The organism is Clostridium thermosuccinogenes (genome assembly GCF_002896855.1).
Classification (GTDB): Bacteria; Bacillota; Clostridia; order Acetivibrionales; family DSM-5807; genus Pseudoclostridium; species Pseudoclostridium thermosuccinogenes.
In genome coordinates this window covers 41,060-60,178 of sequence record NZ_CP021850.1, presented here as the reverse complement: position 1 = coordinate 60,178, position 19,119 = coordinate 41,060, and the positions used below count along the sequence as shown (strand labels likewise).

At 43.5% G+C, this 19,119-nt stretch carries 12 protein-coding genes; all 12 read right to left on the bottom strand.

Annotated elements, in window-relative coordinates; all coding sequences use genetic code 11:
* Positions 1-38: 38 nt before the first annotated feature.
* The gene (locus CDO33_RS00235; RefSeq protein ID WP_161496549.1) at positions 39-1,169 is read right to left on the bottom strand and encodes a phosphodiester glycosidase family protein; all 1,131 of its coding nucleotides are present in this window, start codon (positions 1,167-1,169) and stop codon (positions 39-41) included.
* 4 nt (positions 1,170-1,173) lie between these two features.
* Positions 1,174-1,551, bottom strand: a complete 378-nt coding sequence (locus CDO33_RS00230) for a rod-binding protein (protein WP_103082138.1) — start codon at positions 1,549-1,551, stop codon at positions 1,174-1,176.
* An 81-nt stretch (positions 1,552-1,632) separates the two neighbouring features.
* Complete coding sequence (flgG, locus tag CDO33_RS00225; protein WP_103082139.1) at positions 1,633-2,439, bottom strand: flagellar basal-body rod protein FlgG; 807 nt, start codon at positions 2,437-2,439, stop codon at positions 1,633-1,635.
* Between the two features lie 14 nt (positions 2,440-2,453).
* Positions 2,454-3,233, bottom strand: coding sequence for a flagellar hook-basal body protein (locus CDO33_RS00220; RefSeq protein WP_103082166.1), 780 nt, complete (start codon positions 3,231-3,233; stop codon positions 2,454-2,456).
* Positions 3,234-3,459: 226 nt separating this feature from the next.
* The gene (mreB, locus tag CDO33_RS00215; protein WP_103082140.1) at positions 3,460-4,491 is read right to left on the bottom strand and encodes a rod shape-determining protein; all 1,032 of its coding nucleotides are present in this window, start codon (positions 4,489-4,491) and stop codon (positions 3,460-3,462) included.
* Between the two features lie 244 nt (positions 4,492-4,735).
* Positions 4,736-4,990, bottom strand: coding sequence for a sporulation transcriptional regulator SpoIIID (gene spoIIID / locus CDO33_RS00210; protein ID WP_103082141.1), 255 nt, complete (start codon positions 4,988-4,990; stop codon positions 4,736-4,738).
* Positions 4,991-5,303: 313 nt separating this feature from the next.
* Positions 5,304-6,191: a M23 family metallopeptidase gene (locus tag CDO33_RS00205; RefSeq protein ID WP_103082142.1), complete on the bottom strand. Its 888-nt coding sequence runs from the start codon at positions 6,189-6,191 to the stop codon at positions 5,304-5,306.
* A gap of 201 nt (positions 6,192-6,392) precedes the next feature.
* Positions 6,393-7,412, bottom strand: a complete 1,020-nt coding sequence (spoIID, locus tag CDO33_RS00200) for a stage II sporulation protein D (RefSeq protein ID WP_103082143.1) — start codon at positions 7,410-7,412, stop codon at positions 6,393-6,395.
* Positions 7,413-7,685: 273 nt separating this feature from the next.
* Positions 7,686-8,951 (bottom strand): UDP-N-acetylglucosamine 1-carboxyvinyltransferase, encoded by a 1,266-nt coding sequence (gene murA / locus CDO33_RS00195; protein ID WP_103082144.1) that lies wholly within the window; start codon positions 8,949-8,951, stop codon positions 7,686-7,688.
* 84 nt (positions 8,952-9,035) lie between these two features.
* Positions 9,036-9,689 carry a YwmB family TATA-box binding protein gene (locus CDO33_RS00190; protein WP_161496669.1) on the bottom strand — a complete coding sequence of 218 codons (654 nt, stop codon included), beginning with the start codon at positions 9,687-9,689 and terminating at the stop codon, positions 9,036-9,038.
* Between the two features lie 447 nt (positions 9,690-10,136).
* Positions 10,137-13,976: a fibronectin type III domain-containing protein gene (locus tag CDO33_RS00185; RefSeq protein WP_103082146.1), complete on the bottom strand. Its 3,840-nt coding sequence runs from the start codon at positions 13,974-13,976 to the stop codon at positions 10,137-10,139.
* 115 nt (positions 13,977-14,091) lie between these two features.
* Positions 14,092-19,077, bottom strand: a complete 4,986-nt coding sequence (locus tag CDO33_RS00180; RefSeq protein ID WP_103082147.1) for an S-layer homology domain-containing protein — start codon at positions 19,075-19,077, stop codon at positions 14,092-14,094.
* Between the last annotated feature and the right edge of the window lie 42 nt (positions 19,078-19,119).

Here is a 19,119-nt window from a genome sequence, read left to right as displayed (position 1 = left end):
ATTACTAATTTATATCATCTGGTCATAATTGTCAACCATCAATCTTCCATTATTACCACAAACGCTCCGGCAACAAGCCTTTCGGCACCTTTGTACGAAGGCCTGTTCACGATATTTCCCTCCAGCACCATTTCAGTAGATGCTCCACCATCCAGCATCGCTGCATTTACAACACCGTACTTCAGAAGGAAATCTCCGAGCTCCTTTCCTGTAAATCCAACACTGTGTTCAGGCTGTCGCCCGTCCACCGTCATCAAAACTATGGTACCATCCGCCTTGATGCCTATAGCTGTGCGGGGGTCCCGGTTTTCCAACGAGCCTACCCATTTGCTGCGCTCTCCTATGACTATCTGTCCATCCTTAACTATCCAATCGCCGCATTCGTATGCCTGGGCATCTTCTCCCAAGGCAGGAGCCTGTATAAGTTCTACCCTTTCCCCTTCCTGTATCGGCATATTGCTCAAATCATACCTGTAAGGCTTGTAAAAGGTAAGAAGGAAACCGTCCTTTGGTATGCTCACTTCTCCTGAATACTCGGAGATGCTTTCCACCTTGTTGTTTCGAACAGTAACTGTGATATTTTCCGTCTCCGCTCTGTTGGTTGTTCCAAATTCACGTGTATATACAACAGCTTTTCCACTATTTCCTAAAGTATTCATGCTGTCAATTTCGATTTCCCCTGTGCCGTAAGAAAGGCGCAATTCCATGTCAATTTCCTTCAATTCCGCCTTCCCTCCCGCTATTATAAAAACAGGATACTCCCCGGTAGATGCTGAAATCAGCTTTCCGTCTATCATAACCATCCCCGAGGGCTGCCCATATTCGTAGAAAAAGCCTGCATTTACTGCAGCGTAGGCATTGCTCCTTGCGGCTATTTCAGTCAATTTTTCGAAGCCGAAGATGCTGTCAAAGGATAGTACGGGTTTAACTCTAACTTTTTCACTGCCGGGGTCGATTTCCAATATGTTTATCTCCTGCTTGTTGCCGTTTATTGTTTCCTTAAGCCTCAGATAATTAACCGGTGGCGGCAGAATTTCCACCGGACCCGGTTCTTCTTTTTTCTCTTCATCCACTTTTTCTTCAAACAAAAAATGTCCTGCATATATTAATATGAAGGACATAATTGCTATTATTAATGTAAATATGATCAATGCGGGTATCTTTCTCAACGCCCTATTCATCCTCACCTGCAACCTTATACCGATTTTCTGCCTGTTTGCTGAGCTGCTTATACAATGAATCCGCCAGGCCGATTCCTCCGCTTTCAGCAGCCTTCTCCACAATCTTTTCATCCAGCATGGATTCAAATATATCCCTGCCTGCGCTCGCCGGAACAAGATCCGACTTTGGTATCGTCGCTTTCATTTGCTTGTAAAGCATGCTCAGAAATATGGACTCAAAATCTGCACAAGCCTGTTTCAGAGCTTTTTTATCGCCTTCATCCATAGCCTTCTGAAGCCTGGCTTCAAAATCGCTTTCATCAACCTTGATGCTCTTTGCTTCATGTATCATGCTGTCCATCAGATTATTGCCTATTTTACTTATATCCATAATTCATCACCTTGATACCTGTTCTGCCATATATTAACGACCGCCGGACCGCTTCCACAAAAACGGATCAGCAGTCAACCATTATCTCTTCAGGTTGTTGGCCTGGCCCAACATTTCATCCGCTGACTGTATCGCTTTTGAATTCAACTCATAGGCTCTCTGGGCTACTATGAGCTTCACCATTTCTTCCACTACCTTAACATTGGATGCTTCCAAAAAGTTCTGAACGATCAGGCTCTTGTTTGTGGCGTCATAATTTGATATTGGCTCTCCACACGCTGAAGTCCACGAATAAAGGTTTCCACCTATGCTTTCAAGACCATTCACATTCGGGAAGGAAACGATTCCGATGGTCTGACCAAGAGGCACGGTGTTTCCTGTCTCGTCGATATAACTCAGCTCACCGGTGGAAGAAACCACCAGCTTGGACACATTGAAATCAGAGCTGAAAACAATATCATTTCCCATGTCATCCAGAACAGGATAGCCTTCGGACGTAGTAAGCTTCAGTTCATAATCCGATGCGCTTAATTTGAAGCTGCCGTCTCTCGTATATGCCACTTCACCCTTTGGCCCCCATACGGTAAAAAATCCATCGCCATCGATTGCGAAATCCAAGGGGTTGTCCGTCCTTTCAAAATTACCTTTGCTAAAGTCCTTCGCCGTAGCGGCTACGGTAGTTCCATGTCCCACCTGCAGATTGACAGGCCTGCCTTCGTTTTCTAATACATATGCCCGTTCCAAAGTTTCATATAAAAGATCCCTGAATTCTGCCCTGTCTTTCTTATAAGCCGTTGTATTTACATTTGCCAGGTTATTGGATATAACATCAACATTAAACTGCTGTGCGGTCATTCCTGAACCTGCTGTCCAGAGTGCTCTCATCATATAGTTTTATCCCCCTATCTTACTGCGCCTACTTGGTTTACTGCCTTTTCCAGAGTGCTGTCCTGGGCTTGTATAACCTTCTGGTTTGCCTCATAAGCCCGTGTAACTGTGATCATATCGACCATTTCCTTGACAACATTCACATTTGACTGTTCCAGATAACCCTGTGCCACGACACCCGTGAAAGGCCTGTCCTCAGCGCCTTCCAGCACCTCCACAAGGTTTGATCCTACTTTCCTCAAAACGGTGGTGTCCACAAAATCCCTTATCAGAAGCCGGTCCACCACTTCTCCATCCTGCACTATGGTTCCGTCCGGCCTTACTGTAAAATCACCGTTACTCAATACGATGGGTCCGTTTTCACCCATTACAGTGTAACCATCCGCTGTGATCAGCCGGCCATCGGCACTTAACTTAAAAGACCCGTCCCTGGTATAATATTGCCTGACATTTCCGTTTCCGTCATCGGCACTGATGGTAAAAAAGGAAGTACCGCCATCCTGAATTGCCAAATCCAGCGGGTTTTCCGTCTTTGCCAGCTGTCCCTGCTGATAATATGTATAGATTTCACCTACATCACTGCTTAACTCCATCGTTCCTATTATTCCCGACCGATTAGTGCCGCTCCGGAAATCATTCAGCCTTCGGGTCAAAACCTCCGGAAAGCTTTCAAATACAACCGTGTCTTTTTTATAAGCATTGGTGCTTGCATTGGCAAGATTGTTGGATATGACATCCATTTTCTTGCTGTTAGCCAGCATGCTCCAACCTGATGTGTACAATCCACGAATCATAGAACATTCTCCTGACAATAATATTGATGCATCATGCACCTTCCGTTTTAATCCGGCTTCAACCGGAGTAAAAGCCACAGAACAATCCTCTGCGCTTCATGTTATATTCTTAATTGCTTTCCCTGCAATTTGATAAGCTATTTATCTTACAAAAAAGTTATCGGCAATATTTAAAATAAATTTAACACAAAAAAGCATATGCTTTCACATATGCCTTTAAAATGTTCTATCTCTTTATCACTCGGTTTTCCGCCACAGCGCTCTTTTCAAGTATCTCAATGTTGTCCAGTGCTTTGCCGGTACCCAACGCGACACACGAAATAGCGTCATCCGCGATGATTACATTTATGCCCGTTTTCTCCTGCAATAGCTTGTCCAATCCATATATAAGGCTTCCGCCCCCTGTCATAACTATGCCTCTGTCGCTAATGTCTGCGGCAAGTTCCGGCGGTGTCTTTTCCAGCACCGAATGCACTGCCTCCACCACGCTGGAAATCGGCTCTTCCAGCGCCTCCATAATTTCTGTAGAAGTAACCGTAATAGTCTTCGGAAGGCCTGATATGAGATTTCTTCCGCGGATATCCATAGTCACTTCCTGCACTCTCGGATACACCGATCCGACATTTATTTTAAGCTCTTCAGCCGTACGTTCACCTATCATTATATTATGCTTTTTGCGCATAAAACGGACAATGGCTTCATCAAACTTGTCCCCTGCTACCTTTATGGAGGTGCTCACCACTATACCCCCGAGAGAAATTACTGCTATGTCCGTAGTACCTCCACCTATATCTACGACCATGCTTCCACATGCTTTTGAGATGTCGATACCGGCACCTATCGCAGCCGCAATAGGCTCTTCAATAAGATAGGTCTTTCTGGCGCCTGCCTGCATTGCTGCATCAATTACCGCTCTTTTTTCCACTTCGGTAACACCGCTGGGCACGCATACCATTATCCTTGGCTTAAACAGCTTAAAAGCTCTGTTGCCACAAACCTTGCTTATGAAATATTTAAGCATCCTTTCAGTTATGTCATAATCCGATATAACTCCGTCTCTGAGGGGCCTTATCGCTATTATGTTGCCCGGGGTTCTTCCCAACATCCGACGGGCCTCTTCTCCTACCGCAAGAAGCCGGTTAGTATTTCTGTCTATAGCTACGACCGAAGGCTCACTGAGCACTATTCCCCTTCCCTTTATGTAAACCAGCACAGAAGCTGTTCCAAGGTCAATTCCGATATCCTGTCCGAAGCCCAACAACAAACATCTCCCTTTCAACATACTTTATAAAAGCATTCCCATGTCGATAACAAATCATTAAACAAAAAATAACAGAGGTAGTTATCGATGAAATTTCCACATCTTATCTATGAAAATAATTATTTGATACTGCGCTCATTATAATATTACCATAATATTTTAATAATGCAATATTTTTATAACGTACAAACTTAAAAGCCGGTTTCCCGGCTTTTCATGAGCATGTACCGTATTTATTTTATTATATAGCATTGCTGTTATATTTTGCTTTTGTAGCCTGGCCTCCCCTTATATGCCTTTCAGCCTTGTTCTCTTCAAGCACCAGCTTAACTTCATTAGCTAAAGCAGGTTTTATCTTTGCAAGTCTCTCTGTTACATCCTTGTGCACTGTGCTTTTGCTTATTCCAAACTTTTTAGCTGCTGCTCTTACGGTAGTTTTATTTTCGATGATATAGTAAGCGAGCTCCATCACTCTTTCCTCGATATACCCCTTCAACTATATGCCCCCCTTTGATTTGTTTACCTTAAGGATTGATCCAAGCTCGAACCCGCCTTAAGCAATGCTGTTCGTTCGGACTTATACCATTTTCAAGCCTTAAATGTATTTAAATGGTTAAATACTGTTCACTACTGTATATATATGCCCTGGAGGGCTCCCTTATGAATAATCTGGATGAAATCCTTTCGCAACAACCATCATACTTTTCAATTTTCCGGATTTGGCCGGTTTTGCATGGAAAAAGCAAAGGCAGCATAAAACTGATATGCTGCCTTTGCCTTATATAAGTACAATATATTTCATTATTTTTTTATTTATCTTCTGTATTTTCAGGCAGGTATGCCGTCGGATCAACAGGTTTATTATCCTTCCATACCTCGAAATGCAGATGGGACTGCTCTGCAGACTCAAACGCTGCCGTATTGCCGATGCTGCCTATTACTTCCGACTTCTCCACCCTCTGGTTTGGAGTTACCATCTCATCGCTGGCCAGATTGGCATAGACCGTCTTAATACCGTTCTGATGGTCAATGATAACTGTTATTCCAAATCTGGGGTCATTCTTTATCTCACTTACAACTCCGGCTGCTACAGCTTTTACCGGTGTTCCTCTGTCCGCGGCGATATCCACGCCTTCATGCTTTCTCCAGTCATCCATGGTTTTAGAATATGCCAGCTTATCCTGGGCAAATTCATAGGAGATCTGCCCGAAAACAGGCATCACAAAAGTTTCCTTAACCTCTTCTTCAGACTTAGCTGAAGTCGAAGTACTGCTGCCGGAAGGATTTTTTGCAGGCTCAGAATTCTTATTATCTTCCTTCTTTTCCTCAGTTCCCTTATTCCCGTCATCCTTTTGTACGGGATCTTTGGCTGCTACATTTTCTTCCTCGTCAACATCAGGAACAGCATTTGCAGCAACATCCTCCTGGTCTTCATCAGCAGTAGTGATGGATGACTGTGCCGGTCCCGGATCCTGAACTCCAAGAATCGAATCAGTATCTTCCTCCGGTATTACATTCTCGGCCTCAGGATTATTATCCTCCATGGGCGCGTTATTCTGCATTGTTAAAAAAACTGCCGTAACCCCTACCACCGCAATGCATAGTATCAATACAATATAGAATCCCTTTTTATCCAGGAATTCCATCAGACCTTTTTTTGATAGCTTTTTTTCTGGAAATAATTTTTTTTCGTTCACAATTTCCACCTCCATATAATATTGTTTCCGCCCTTGGCAGCAATATACATGGAGGTGAAAAATAATTGAGAATATATGGCTTTTTACGCTGTTTTTAAAGGTCTCTTTCCGACCTTGTCCGTTGTTTTTTTGAGCTGATCTTTCTGCTAACTCATTCGGTTTATTTCGTTGCGTGGCTTACTTTAAATGTATAACTTAAGCTTATTTAAGCATTTCCAATTCCGTTCCCCTATAATAATACTTCAAAATATCTTCATAGGTACTCCCGTTTTTTGCAAGGTAATTGGCTCCCCATTGGCTCATGCCGACACCATGTCCATTGCCTATGGTAGTTATTCTCAAAGTCTCCTCGTCTTCCTTTTCGATCTTGAAATTCGCTGATTTTAAGGAGAAAATTCTCCTTATGTCAGTACCCTTCAAAGTAGTATTTCCTATCTTTATATTTTTAACCCGTCCGCCCTCGGTATAATCAATAACCTGTATATTTTCCATAATGTTGCTTCCTATTTTTATTCCAGGGACCTCCTTTTCCAATGTTTTACGGAAGTCCTCTATTTTTATCCTTACTACTGTCTCAAATCCAGGGTATGCTTCTTCCCCCATGCTGACTACACTTCGCAAATATGGTTCTCCGGCGCCTTCCCAAACATCTTCCGCGTTCTCTGTCCTACCCCCGCTGCTGGAATGGAACACCGGGTTTACGACCTTGCCTTCATATGTCAGTATGATATTACGGGTTTCATTCACAGCCCGCTCTATTTTGTTCCAATACTTAAATGCTGAAAATATTCCCCATTTATCCATAGCCTCTTCTTTGCTGACCCACGCCTGGCAGTGTACATCGGTGCAAATATCCGCACCTTTATGCCCATCATCCTCAGAACCATAGATTTTTTTCAGCCTTCCATAGGCATATGTCCTTGCTGCGACAGCCTGAGCTTTTAATGCCTCTATTCCGAACTCAGCAGGCATCTCCGCAGCGACTACTCCCTTTATATATTCTTCCAGCTTCATATCCTGTACCTTATTCTCAGATTTTATGTACACCTTTATGTAAACATCTTTTATGACATCCTCCAGGTTTGTGCTGTCAATGCCGCCTTCTTCGATTTCTTCCTGGATTTGCTTTCCTACGGACAAATCGCAGCCCCTCACGATGAGCATCGGAAATATAATGACAATAATGATCATCAGTATCGCATAGACAATAATCTTCTTCATCCATATACCTGCCATCAAATTTTTTATTGCTATAAAGATTATTATCGGAGTACGGATATCGCTCCTTTAAATTGGAGGAATACGTCGTGAAATAATCTTTATGGCTACATACAGATAAATATATTCATGGACATGCTTCATTTATGATTTGTTGAAAGAATTGAAACAAAAATGAAAAATGGACACCGCATAAGCAGCATCCATTCGTCTTTTCCGCAATCTATGCCTGATAGTACAAGGATTGCTCTATATCGAAATCATTATATTTATTTCTTAGTCATCATCGGATCTCACTATGTTGACTCCCAGAGATCTCAATTTACCATCTATGTTTACATAGCCTCTCTCTATATGCTCAATATCCGTTATTTCCGTGACGCCTTCCGCAGCCAGGCCTGCCAATATCAATGCCGCACCTGCCCTCAAATCTGTAGCCTTAACCCGGGCGCCCAGGAGTTTGGGCTTGCCTTCTACAACAGCGCTTCTTCCTTCTATCTTGATATTGGCACCCATCCTTTTCAATTCATTAACATACATAAACCGGTTCTCGAAAATTGTCTCTATTATAATGCTGGTCCCTTCCGCTGTGCACATCAGCGAGGTCATCTGGGATTGCATGTCTGTCGGAAATCCTGGGTATGGATGAGTTTTTATATCTACCGACTTCAAGCAATTCCTGCCGGCTATATGTATGCTGGTCGGCTCTTCAATGACCACAACTCCTGCTTCTCTGAGCTTTGCTGTGATCGGCTTTAAGTGATCCGGAACTACGTTTTCCACAACAACATCGCCACCGGTGATGGCCGCAGCTACCATATAAGTGCCTGCTTCTATCCTGTCCGGGATGATTGCGTGGCTTACCCCTTTAAGGGAACTAACTCCGTTTATTTTGATCGTATCCGTGCCTGCCCCTTTTATATCAGCGCCCATAGCCGTCAAATAAGTGGCAAGGTCAACTATTTCAGGTTCTATTGCCGCATTTTCTATGATTGTCTGGCCTTCTGCAAGGGTTGCTGCCATCATGATATTCTCGGTCGCACCTACACTGGGAAAATCCAGATAAACCTTATTGCCTTTCAATTTGCCCCTGGTCTTTGCTTCAATATAGCCATGCTTCTGGATTATCTCAGCACCCATGGCTGAAAACCCCTTCAAATGCAAATCCACCGGTCTTGAGCCTATGGCACAGCCTCCGGGGAGTGGTATTTTGGCTACACCCAGCTTTGCCAGCAAGGGCCCCATGATTAGAAAAGATGCTCGCATCTTGTTCACGAGCTCATAGGGTGCTGTTTCATTATATAAACCTTCCGGGTTGATCACCAATTTTTCATTGTTGTCAATAAACTTGACTTCTGCCCCCAATTCTCCCAGCAAGTCACACATCACTTTTACATCATTCAAGTATGGAACTTCTTCAATAACGCCTTGCTCATCTGCCAGCAACGAAGCTGCAATAATAGGCAATACAGAATTTTTTGCTCCGCTGACCTTTATTCTCCCTTTTAGAGGTGATCCCTCAGTGATAATATATTTGGGCACGTTAATTCTCCTTTTCTTACGTTCTCTGTTTTTTCTTTTGTTTTCCCAAACTCACTTCCACAACCTGGAACTCCAGCTCTCACTCTAATACTCCGTAGTTATAACCGGTGCTGCAAGCCATATGTACGTTTTACTCTCATATGAGTTATACCTGATGGCAAGATTTAAGTTTACATCCTTTCCCTTCACTTTTACCGACTCCTTTATGAAGGGAGAATAAGCTGAAACACTTAGCAGGTTTTTGTCTCTAACGCCTTCGATCTTTTTCGCCCCGGTGCTCTTGATAACACGCCTCAAGACATCATCTTCCTGATTTTTGTCAAGTCTTCCGGGGAAACTTCCTGTAATGATGGTATTTATCACAGGTTTGATATGATAATTTTCAAAGGCATCCTTTATTATGTTGGCCGCCTCTTCCATTGACGAACAGGTTGCATAATTCTTAACGCTCACCGAAAGGATGCTTTCGCTACCCTCATCCCGTCCGGCGCCGGTCTTAATGCTGATGCATGCATCAATCCCGTCATCCGTCGTTCCTTTCATCTCAAACCTACGACCACCTTCATCTTCGTCAGATATTTCCGCAAACTCACTGTTTTCACGTATTCCCATCTTATTGAAAATATCTCCTGCCATTGCCCGCAAATCGCTTATATTATGTTGGTTTTCCTCTATCCTCCCCCATATGTAGATTTCACTGCTAACAAACTCAGCACCTAAATTATTATAACTATTCATCAAGGTAGTTTGAGTAGAGTTGATTTGATAATGCATTTTTAAATTAAATATTGATAATATTAAGATAAAAAGCACTGTAAAAAAGGCCGCAATCCTTAATTTCTCCATGTATATTCCCCTTTACTGAAACCCTAGTAAAATTATTGCCTCATCGACATTGGGATATACATGTAATAATTTTAATACATGACTGCACCTGGCTTTTTACCTAAGCAATGCCTTAATCATAATAAAATTCAAATATTTCGATTTTTATAACAGCGAAAGCAATTGCCAAGCAATTGCATCACAATGCTCCAACAAGACGGAGAATGCCCTTCCCCGTCTTGCCATATTTTACAAATTATTACTCAGCATTATCATTCCACCAATTGATTATAGCACCAAATATGGACCACCCTCAAGTATTTTCAGATGACATAAATATTTAAAAGGCTACATTCTCGGTTATATCTCTCCGGAAAGCATCATCATCCTCTCCAGCAATCCCATAATTTCCCCTCGGGTGATTATGCTATCCGGCATAAGATTTTTGCCCGTTTTTCCGATTGCTATTCCATTTTCTGCAGCAAAGCTGACCTTTTCAACCAATCCGGGATCAACCTTATCCATATCATTAAATATTGTATAACTCTTATACTCGGTACGGGCTACAGTACCTGTCTTCAGCTCATAAAGCCTTACAACCATCGCTATTGCCTTTTCCCTTGTGCACTTCACATTGGCGCTGTTAACATCGGATCTGCTTATAAGGCCGGACTTGACTGCTATATTCATATAATCATTGCCATAATTGTAGTCCATGGCATCCAGCATAAATTTCACGGCATCACCAATGGTGCATTCTTTATCCGGTTCAAATTTTCTGCCCTTTATGCTCTTAAGCTCATGCACGGAAGATACATTGCTTATGGCCTCTTCAAACATATGCCCGCCGATATCGGTGTAATAGCCACCATAAGTATCCGCTGCTGCAAATTTTCCGACCTTTGACATCTCAAAGCCTATATATCCTTCGTCCTTTTCGCTGTCAAACAGATTGTATGTATCTTGCTTTTCCCAGAGACCCTTTTCCGGGCTGTACACAAATGCCGATGTTTTCCCTTCTTTATACCAATCCCTTTCCGAATAAGGTATTTCCGCCTTGAGCGGTTTTTTCAGGGCTGCTACAGGTACAGGGCTGCTGCCGTTCATCGCACTAAATTCAATATCCGCAGCTTTTGCCTTGAATATGAGGCTTGCGGCATTGCTCCCGTAAGTATCCGCCGAAAGAGTAACAAATATACGATAGTTATAGGACGAAAGCTTGCCCAGCTCAGGTCCCGCCAGCGTCTTATCAAGCGTTCCCGGCCTTATGACAAATCGGAAATCTTTCAATTTAACTATGAAGTTTTCCCCCAGTTCCGTCAGAGCATCAAATATTTTGCTGGACATCAGGATGCTGACTTTTGACGTTTTTGCCGGTGGCTTCGTCAAATCCAGAATAAAATCCAGCTTTTTGTCGGATACGATATATTCAATGAATTTCTCCGCATTACTTCCGGTTATTTTGACATTCCACACGCCATCAATTGCTGCGGGATCCTTGATAATTATTTCATCCAGCTTTATTTCCTTCACGTCCTGATCCTGATCGGAGTCGTAATCATCTTTACTCCTTTTAGTCCTTACAATGATACTTTGAGTCGGCTGTGACCTGAGATCCTTTTCCGGATCATAAGCGTACAGCCTCACATAATACCTGCGATAGGAAATAAGCCCTTCGACTTTATATTCGGAGCTGCTTCCGGCATTATATTCCACAGCATTCTTGTAATCAATGTTGTCCGCCACTTCCAGCACATACTCCAATCCTTCTTCCTGGAGCCATTCAAAAGTTAAGCTGGTTTCGGTTATTGCTCCGGCATCATTTTTAATACCAAAACCTTTAGGGGTTTCCGGCGGAATAAAAGGCTTGGTTCTTATTGACAGAGCATCGCTCCATCCTGATTCCACCGTTTGCCCTTCCGCATTGGTATATACTGCTTTTATCCAAAAATGGTACAAGGTATTCTGGTTAAGTCCGTCGATTCTGTAATAGCCATTTTTATAGGTCTCTTTCGTTACAGGCTCGTCAATTTCTTCAGCCTTGTTGATATCCTCAACAGTTCCATATTTTATACGATAGCTGTATCCATCGGTGAAGTTGAAATTCCACCCGATTTCAACATAATTATCCCCCGCATAGGAATAATTGAACACAGGAACAACAGGGGTTTCAATCCCGGGTATGATAATTGGGTCGGTAGTCACCACCACAGGAGTGGAAGGATCTGAAACAAGATCATCCCCATATTTTGCCCTGGCCCATAAAACATACGCAGTATTGCTTTCCAGTCCTTCAATCGTAGCTTTGACAATGTTATTGACTTTGGAGAAATTCTCAGGAGGAACCTTGTTCGTGGTCTTCTCCAGCTCAATCAGCTGTTCGTAATCGGCATCTCCATAATTTTTTCCCACCCATTCGCTGTACTCAACATAATACAAATCGAACTGCACTTCGGGCAAATAGTTAACCTTGCGATAATAAACCCCATCGGGAGGATTGACTACAGGATCATAATCCTCTCCTACCGGAACCCAGTATCCTGTGCCGTCCCCTGCATCCACATATTTTTCATACCAGGAGGTGTTAAGCTGGACTTTTATGGTGTTGGTGTCATCAAACATATCTCCTTCGGTTGGATACAGAGGTATGATTTCCCCTGGAGCCACAGGCCTTTCACCAGTATTCCCGTAGGACGGTGTTACGACAATGCGAACAGACACCGGGGAATATACCGTATTTCCTGCCGCATCCTTGTCGGGGCTTTTGGCAGCCATCTTTACATAATACATGGTATTGGGTTCAAGATCGTTGATTTTATATTTATAGCCTACGATCTGGCCATTGGTATCTATAACATGGTTTTCTTCCTTAATGGTTATGTTTACAGGCAAAACCGAGCTGTCATCTTCCGCTTGGTCATACCTGACAAGCCACATATCATACTCCAGATTCTCATACAAGCTGCCGTCCCCTTTTCTAGGAGCACGCCAGAGGATGGTAGCGTTGTCGGGATTGAGGAGTTCCGGATATGTGATCCTCGCCTCTCCGGAAGCCAGTTCGTCAACAAATTCGGGAGCCGGAACCAGCTCAATAGGAGAAAGGATATCGTCGCTTATCACTATCTCCCTTGATACTATTGGTACAGGAGTCGTACTGTCCACATTGGCTCTGATGATAAATATGCTTTCCTTTTCATTCGACGGTATAACAAGATCACAGTTGGTTGTGGTCACTTCATGTATATATGGTTTTGCAACCCCGTCGATTATCTTGTCTATCCTGTAGGTTATGCTGTTGCCGATAGAGTCCCATTCCAGCCTCCATATGCTTCCTTCATCGGTAACGGCAGTCTTATAAACCCTGGCATTTATATATGTGCTCGCAGGCACTATGTCGGTGGACGCCTGCAAAAACGCCTCATTGCTTACATCCGGCACGATTTTCACATAATACACCCTACCGGCTACGTTCTTTACGTCGCCATTGAATTTGTGGGTATATTCCAGATCACCGTCCGAATTGACCCTTATAGCCTTGCCTTCTCCGATCTGCTCCTTTTTTATGTATATGGGCGACACATCAAGGATTTTGCTTCTATCCTGGGATATGTACAGCTTGTAGTTGATGCGCTCTCTTACCCCTGATTCATTTTCATCCCATACATCATCCCAAACGATTTTAATTTCATTGGAGCTCACCGCATCCACTTTAAGGTTGATTTTGGTCAGGAACTTATACCGGAGGGACGGCTCCGATGGTCCGCTGGAGTATATATTATCCTCGCTGTCCTTGTGGTTATGGTATGTGGTCATATCAACATAGTAAACGGTACCCGATTTTAGCTTTTTAAGCCTGTAGGAAGTCATAGTGTTATTTAAATTTAAAATGTTCTTTTCATAATACTGGTACCGCACCGTATCCGTCTCTCTTATCTCCTGAAGGTAGAAGTTAAAATATTCTCCTACAAAGTCATCAGTATTAGCGTCCTGGGACTTGTCGTACTGATTCTCCCACTTGATATCCGCATAGTAACCATCTTCCTGATTATAGCCGACGGCATTATTACCATTCAGCTTTATGTTTTTAGGAGGAAGAGGCACTTCATCATACTGTTTTGCATAAAGAAGCGTTTCCATCCCCATAGACAAAAACAGAAATATTGACAATAAGACACTTATCCCTCTTTTTGATATCCTCATAACAAAACTCCTAACCCTGAAACTTTATTAAAATATGTGCCGTAAAACTTTGGCTCATCCCAACTCTTATCCCTTCCACCGGTCTATTCCGGCGGAAGCTCCGCCGGGAATAAACCTATTTACCAGCCATATCCTCCGTAAGCTCCAGAAGCCTTACCAAGGCGGTGATCATTTCTGCCCTGGTCATGCTTCCCTTCGGTTTAAATCTGACATTCTCATCCAACTCCAATATACCGAGATCTATACATACGATAACCGAGTTGTATTTTGAATTCGAGATCTCGGCATCATCAGCAATAAACACTGTCCTTCCGGGCTTTATGCTGCTTAAGTCAACACCTGTTTTCATACAATACAGCTTCGCCAGCACTGACGCCGTCTCCTCCCTGGAGATGTCCCGTACGGCATTCGACAGGTTTAAAAGCTTGTCCAGGCCCAGAATCTGAGCCCTCTTTTTAATGTTTGTGCCGCTGCTCTCCCCTGTATTGCCGGTGATCCTGTCGTATAAGAGCACCATCTCCTTAACCGAAACACTGAGTTCGGGACTGAAGGATTTTTCAATGCCGGCAAATACACCGGTCAGATCATACTTGGACGTAAACCTGATTATGCTGTCTTTGGCCCAGTAGTCGTCCGGTACGTCCTTCATGGAATTATTCTGTGTTAAGAGGACATACTGCCCTGTCTTTCCGGCATTAAAGCTTACGGAACCATAGGATTGGTCTACATCCGCAGATAATTTCCTCCATGACTTCGCATCGCTGTAATAAGCATAAGGATTTATGAGTCCCTGCTCCTTCCCGTGGTATAGCTTTACCAACATGGGAACATTGAATTCCGTCAAAGACTCCGTCCTCACTACCATTCCCGATGTGTACCTGCCGCCTTCGACGATTCCTCCTATATATTCCGACAGCTCCCTTTCCACGTCTTCCACCAGTAAATCCAGGTACTGATCCAACTGCTTGGGTGTCATATTACTGCTCCCGTTGGAATTCATCAGTATATCCAACTTTTCTTTGACCAGCCCTGTTTTTTCATTGTATAGCCTGTCATGGATCATATTCTTCAAGTTTTCATCGGTAAGTGAAGTACCCAGTACCTGCAATTTAAGCTCACTCACATCCGATACCCTTTTCCCTTGAGGCAGGCTGGAATCAGGCAGCTTACCCCTTGAGAAAGTTATCTTGAGGAACAAATCCTTCACCCCGGAGGAAGTCCTTACAGTTTTAAATAATTCATCTCTTTCGGTATCCAACGTCCCGGGCCTGAATATAAACTCTCCGCTGTCGGTTTTAATGGAAAAATTCTTAATCTCTTTACCGGCAGCTTCTATAACCTCAAGAGGCATGTATATCACATCAATATCCATGTTTTCATCTATATCGGAAATATCCAGCACAAAAGCAGGATTGCCGTCATTGATTACAGCATCAACCATTCTTTCACTTTTTACAAGCAATTTGGTTATGCTGCTGTTGCTCATATACATTCTCCAATACAGCTTCTCCTCAAGCTTGGAAATCTTATCAAGGAATTTGTCTTTCTTTTCCTCATCCTGCTCCGTGTCGTCATAATCATCCTGGGAAAACTCCGTCCTTATTTCCACCGGTCCGGCATATTTTGAATAATATACGGTCCCTTCGGCACTTACTTTTACCGCCCTCACCCTGATATAATACTTCATATTGGATTTAAGCGGCTGATGCTGCACTATTCCCAAGGACGTAGTCACCCTGACGGACTTGATCACCGCATAACAGTAAGCATACTCATTTCCTGCGGTATCCTGATGCTCCTCAATGTAATAAGGATAGCTCTTTCCATCGCTGTTTGTATAAAATACCAGATCGTCATCCGTCAATATGGTATATTCGGATTCATCCGCAGCTCTTATCGCCAGTTCATATTTATAACCATACGGAAGCCCCTTCCAACTGACCGCCACCTGGTGGTAGCTGTCCCTTGTGGTCATTGAGCTTGCTTCCGGGTATATTGTCATCTGCGTGTTTCCTCTATACACCTTTATATCATAGGATGTATTGGGAGCCAGATTGTAAACTCTTGCATAAAAAGTGCTGCCATCCTTTGTAATCAATGATCTGGACCTTGGAACTTCCTCATAATTGGAGTCCGAGGTCTTCTTAATTTTGATCACATAATCCTCAGGCATCACATAGGGAGTTGTATCCCTCCAGTAGAATCCCAGCTGGTAATCCTTTATGGCTTCCATATTGGTTGGTTCCGGGATAAGCGGTGTAGTGACCGGTATGCAAACCCAGTCGCTGGTCTTTCCTCCCTTAACGGCCCGAATGCTGAAAAAGTAAAGCCTGTTGGGATCCAGCCAGTTTTTAATAACAAGCCTGTACTTGTTTTTACCCTCATCAAACTCAAACTTGATATCGCTGTCTTCCATGGGAGCCGCTCCGGGGTCCAACAGTTTCAGCTTGTTTCCAATGGTTGCCATAAAAGTGTCATGAATATAGTCTCCTACAGGAAGCTCATCCATCCCCGATAACCTGGTTGATGTGACAACGATAGTGTATTTTATGTCATCCTTGCCTATTTCGTCATCCTTCTGCCTCGTCCAGCTCAATGTAACGCTCGGTCCGTTTACCGTAGATTCGCCGTTGTCATCCTTATCGGTAAAATCCAGCGGCGCCAGTGGTTTTTGATTTGAGGTATCCGGAGTATCTATAACTATGGACTTGATTGTGGTTACCGGGCGGATCATTGATGACTCCGACCTTATAACCTTCTCCGTGCTTTTTCCTTCATCCAAAACCAGCTTAGTAACTACCTTGAAATAATATGTAGTGTTGGCTTTAAGCACCGGTGTTCCCGTCCTTCCTACAGAAACATGGATGACAGGTGCGCTTTTCTCTCCGGTGCCCGGCAGGGTATCGATAAGCTCAAAATCCAAAGTTTCGGATGCATGGGTTGAACCCTGGGGCTTTGCCATGTATAGTTCATAGTAAACATTAACCGTCGGGTTGCTGGAAGCACCGCGGTTGGCTATAAACGATTCCTTATCCACGTCATTTTCTGCAATGACAAACTCTATGTAGTTCCTCTTTGTATTCCTGTCTATATCGTTCAAAGTGTAGTTGAAATTGTAAGGCACAGGCACTATCTGCTGGGCTCCCACGCTTGTGGCGAAAGATTTTATAGCCGAGTAGCCGGACTTATGGTTTTCACCGGGGTTGTCGGCATGCTCTCCGGTTGTCGTGAACATCTGAAGGTAATAAACCTTGTTGGGAAGCAAAAATTCCGGATACCCTTCGGCATTGTCGATGTCTCCGTATTGGAATACAGGCTTCCCCTCTGCATCATATGTACCGGTGAATTTGACATATTTAAACAGCTCGTCTCCTTTGATGGTATACATGAGGCGGCTTGAGTCCTGCGGATCCTGTACCGCGGCCTTGGAACTGAAGTAAAGCACCCGCCTGTATTTCACATCGAAATCACCATAATTTACTCCATTGGCCTCCAGGCTTTTCTTTTCGCCCAGGTCGGTCTGGTTCGTGCTGAGAAGCACATGATAGTAAACATCCTTATCGGGATCGGTGTTGGGTTCTATTTCATTAGCCCAATTGGCAGGCTTTTTCCACGAAATTGTAATATCCGTGGTTTTTTCTATGAAAGTATCACCCGTTTGAGGATTCACCACCTCTATTGAAACCTCATTCCTGTCCGGTTCTATCTTAACATCGTTGGGCATATGCGGCCCGCTTATATAGTCCGCCAGTCTGAAAGGCATGTTCCAGGAAGCTATCCTTTCCCCTGCCTGGGACTTGGCCACTACTTTGTAGTTATCTGTATTCGACGGTTCAATATCCCGGATGGAGCTGAACACGGTTATACCGGTGGGATAATAGATATCATCTATGCTTTCGATAAGAGGAAGATCCCCTCCCAGACCAGGAGAAGACTTACCCGACTGAATTTCATAAATAAGGTTGGGAAGATTAGTGCTGCCGCCATTTACCTTGTAAATGATGACATTGAGGTTTCCCCACTCATCCTTTGTGAGTTTAAATCTCATAGCGGTATAAATATAAGGTACGTCGGTAAGAGGGCTCTGCTGGTCGTCTTCAGGATCACCCACCGAAATGACATCCAGATTCTGCCCGTCTTTAAATATGGGCATTACCCCCATGCTGTATACCGTACCAGGCAGTATATCGGGATCGAACAGCACCGAATCCTTAATATTGGCATCCGCCATTTCTGCCGGCAGCAAGTTTTTCCACTTTGTATCCCATTCGCTATCCTTTTCTGCATCTGTGGCCGGGAGTACCACTGACCCGTCCTTCCCTCCCACAAGATACAAGGTCAGTTCATGGGAGGTCGTATTATATTCAACCTTCGCAGTCAAGTTTTTGTTTTTGGCAGTATTGGCTTTATACGAGTTTATGCTCTCTTGTTTTATTTCTATGTCAGAAAGGGCAGTAAGGTTGTTTCCCAGATCATTCCGGTCCACACTTATGATATAACTTTTAAGTGCATTCTCGCTTATATTCTTTCCGTACATGGTTTTTATTTTGCTTACTATTACTGAAAGCGCATCATCGGTATCCGCCGGAACGAAATTGCTGCCATTATATACCGAAGGAACGGACCAGGTAAGCTTGAGCGCCGGTTTTATACCTATTTCTCTTCCTATTTTGTCGATGTCTTCATAGTCCCTGTTTCCATCCACTGCAACAGCTCTGAAGGTGATGCCGGGAAGAAAACACAAAAAACCCTGGGCAGCAAGGGTTAATGGATCTGCTGACTTGTATATTTTTATATCCATGGCATATATGAAATCATTTGCCAGTTTTGTACTAAAAGTAAGGGTATTGGTGGTTATATTATCAGCACTTTCTGTCCGGTCAGTACCATCCGGAGCCTTATACTCCACCCGTACATTCTGAGCCCCAGAAATACCGTCCCACCGGATCGTCAAAATTCCGGTTTCCCGGTCATAGTTGTCCACATATACATTAACAATGCCTGGCCCTGCCGCATGAACCACGCTTCCGACACCCGGCATCATACTCAGAAATATGCTCAATGTTAAAATAATAGCAAGCAATTTTTTAAATACCTTCATCGTTCTCCTCCATACAAATATGCTCGTAGTTTATATCGTAAA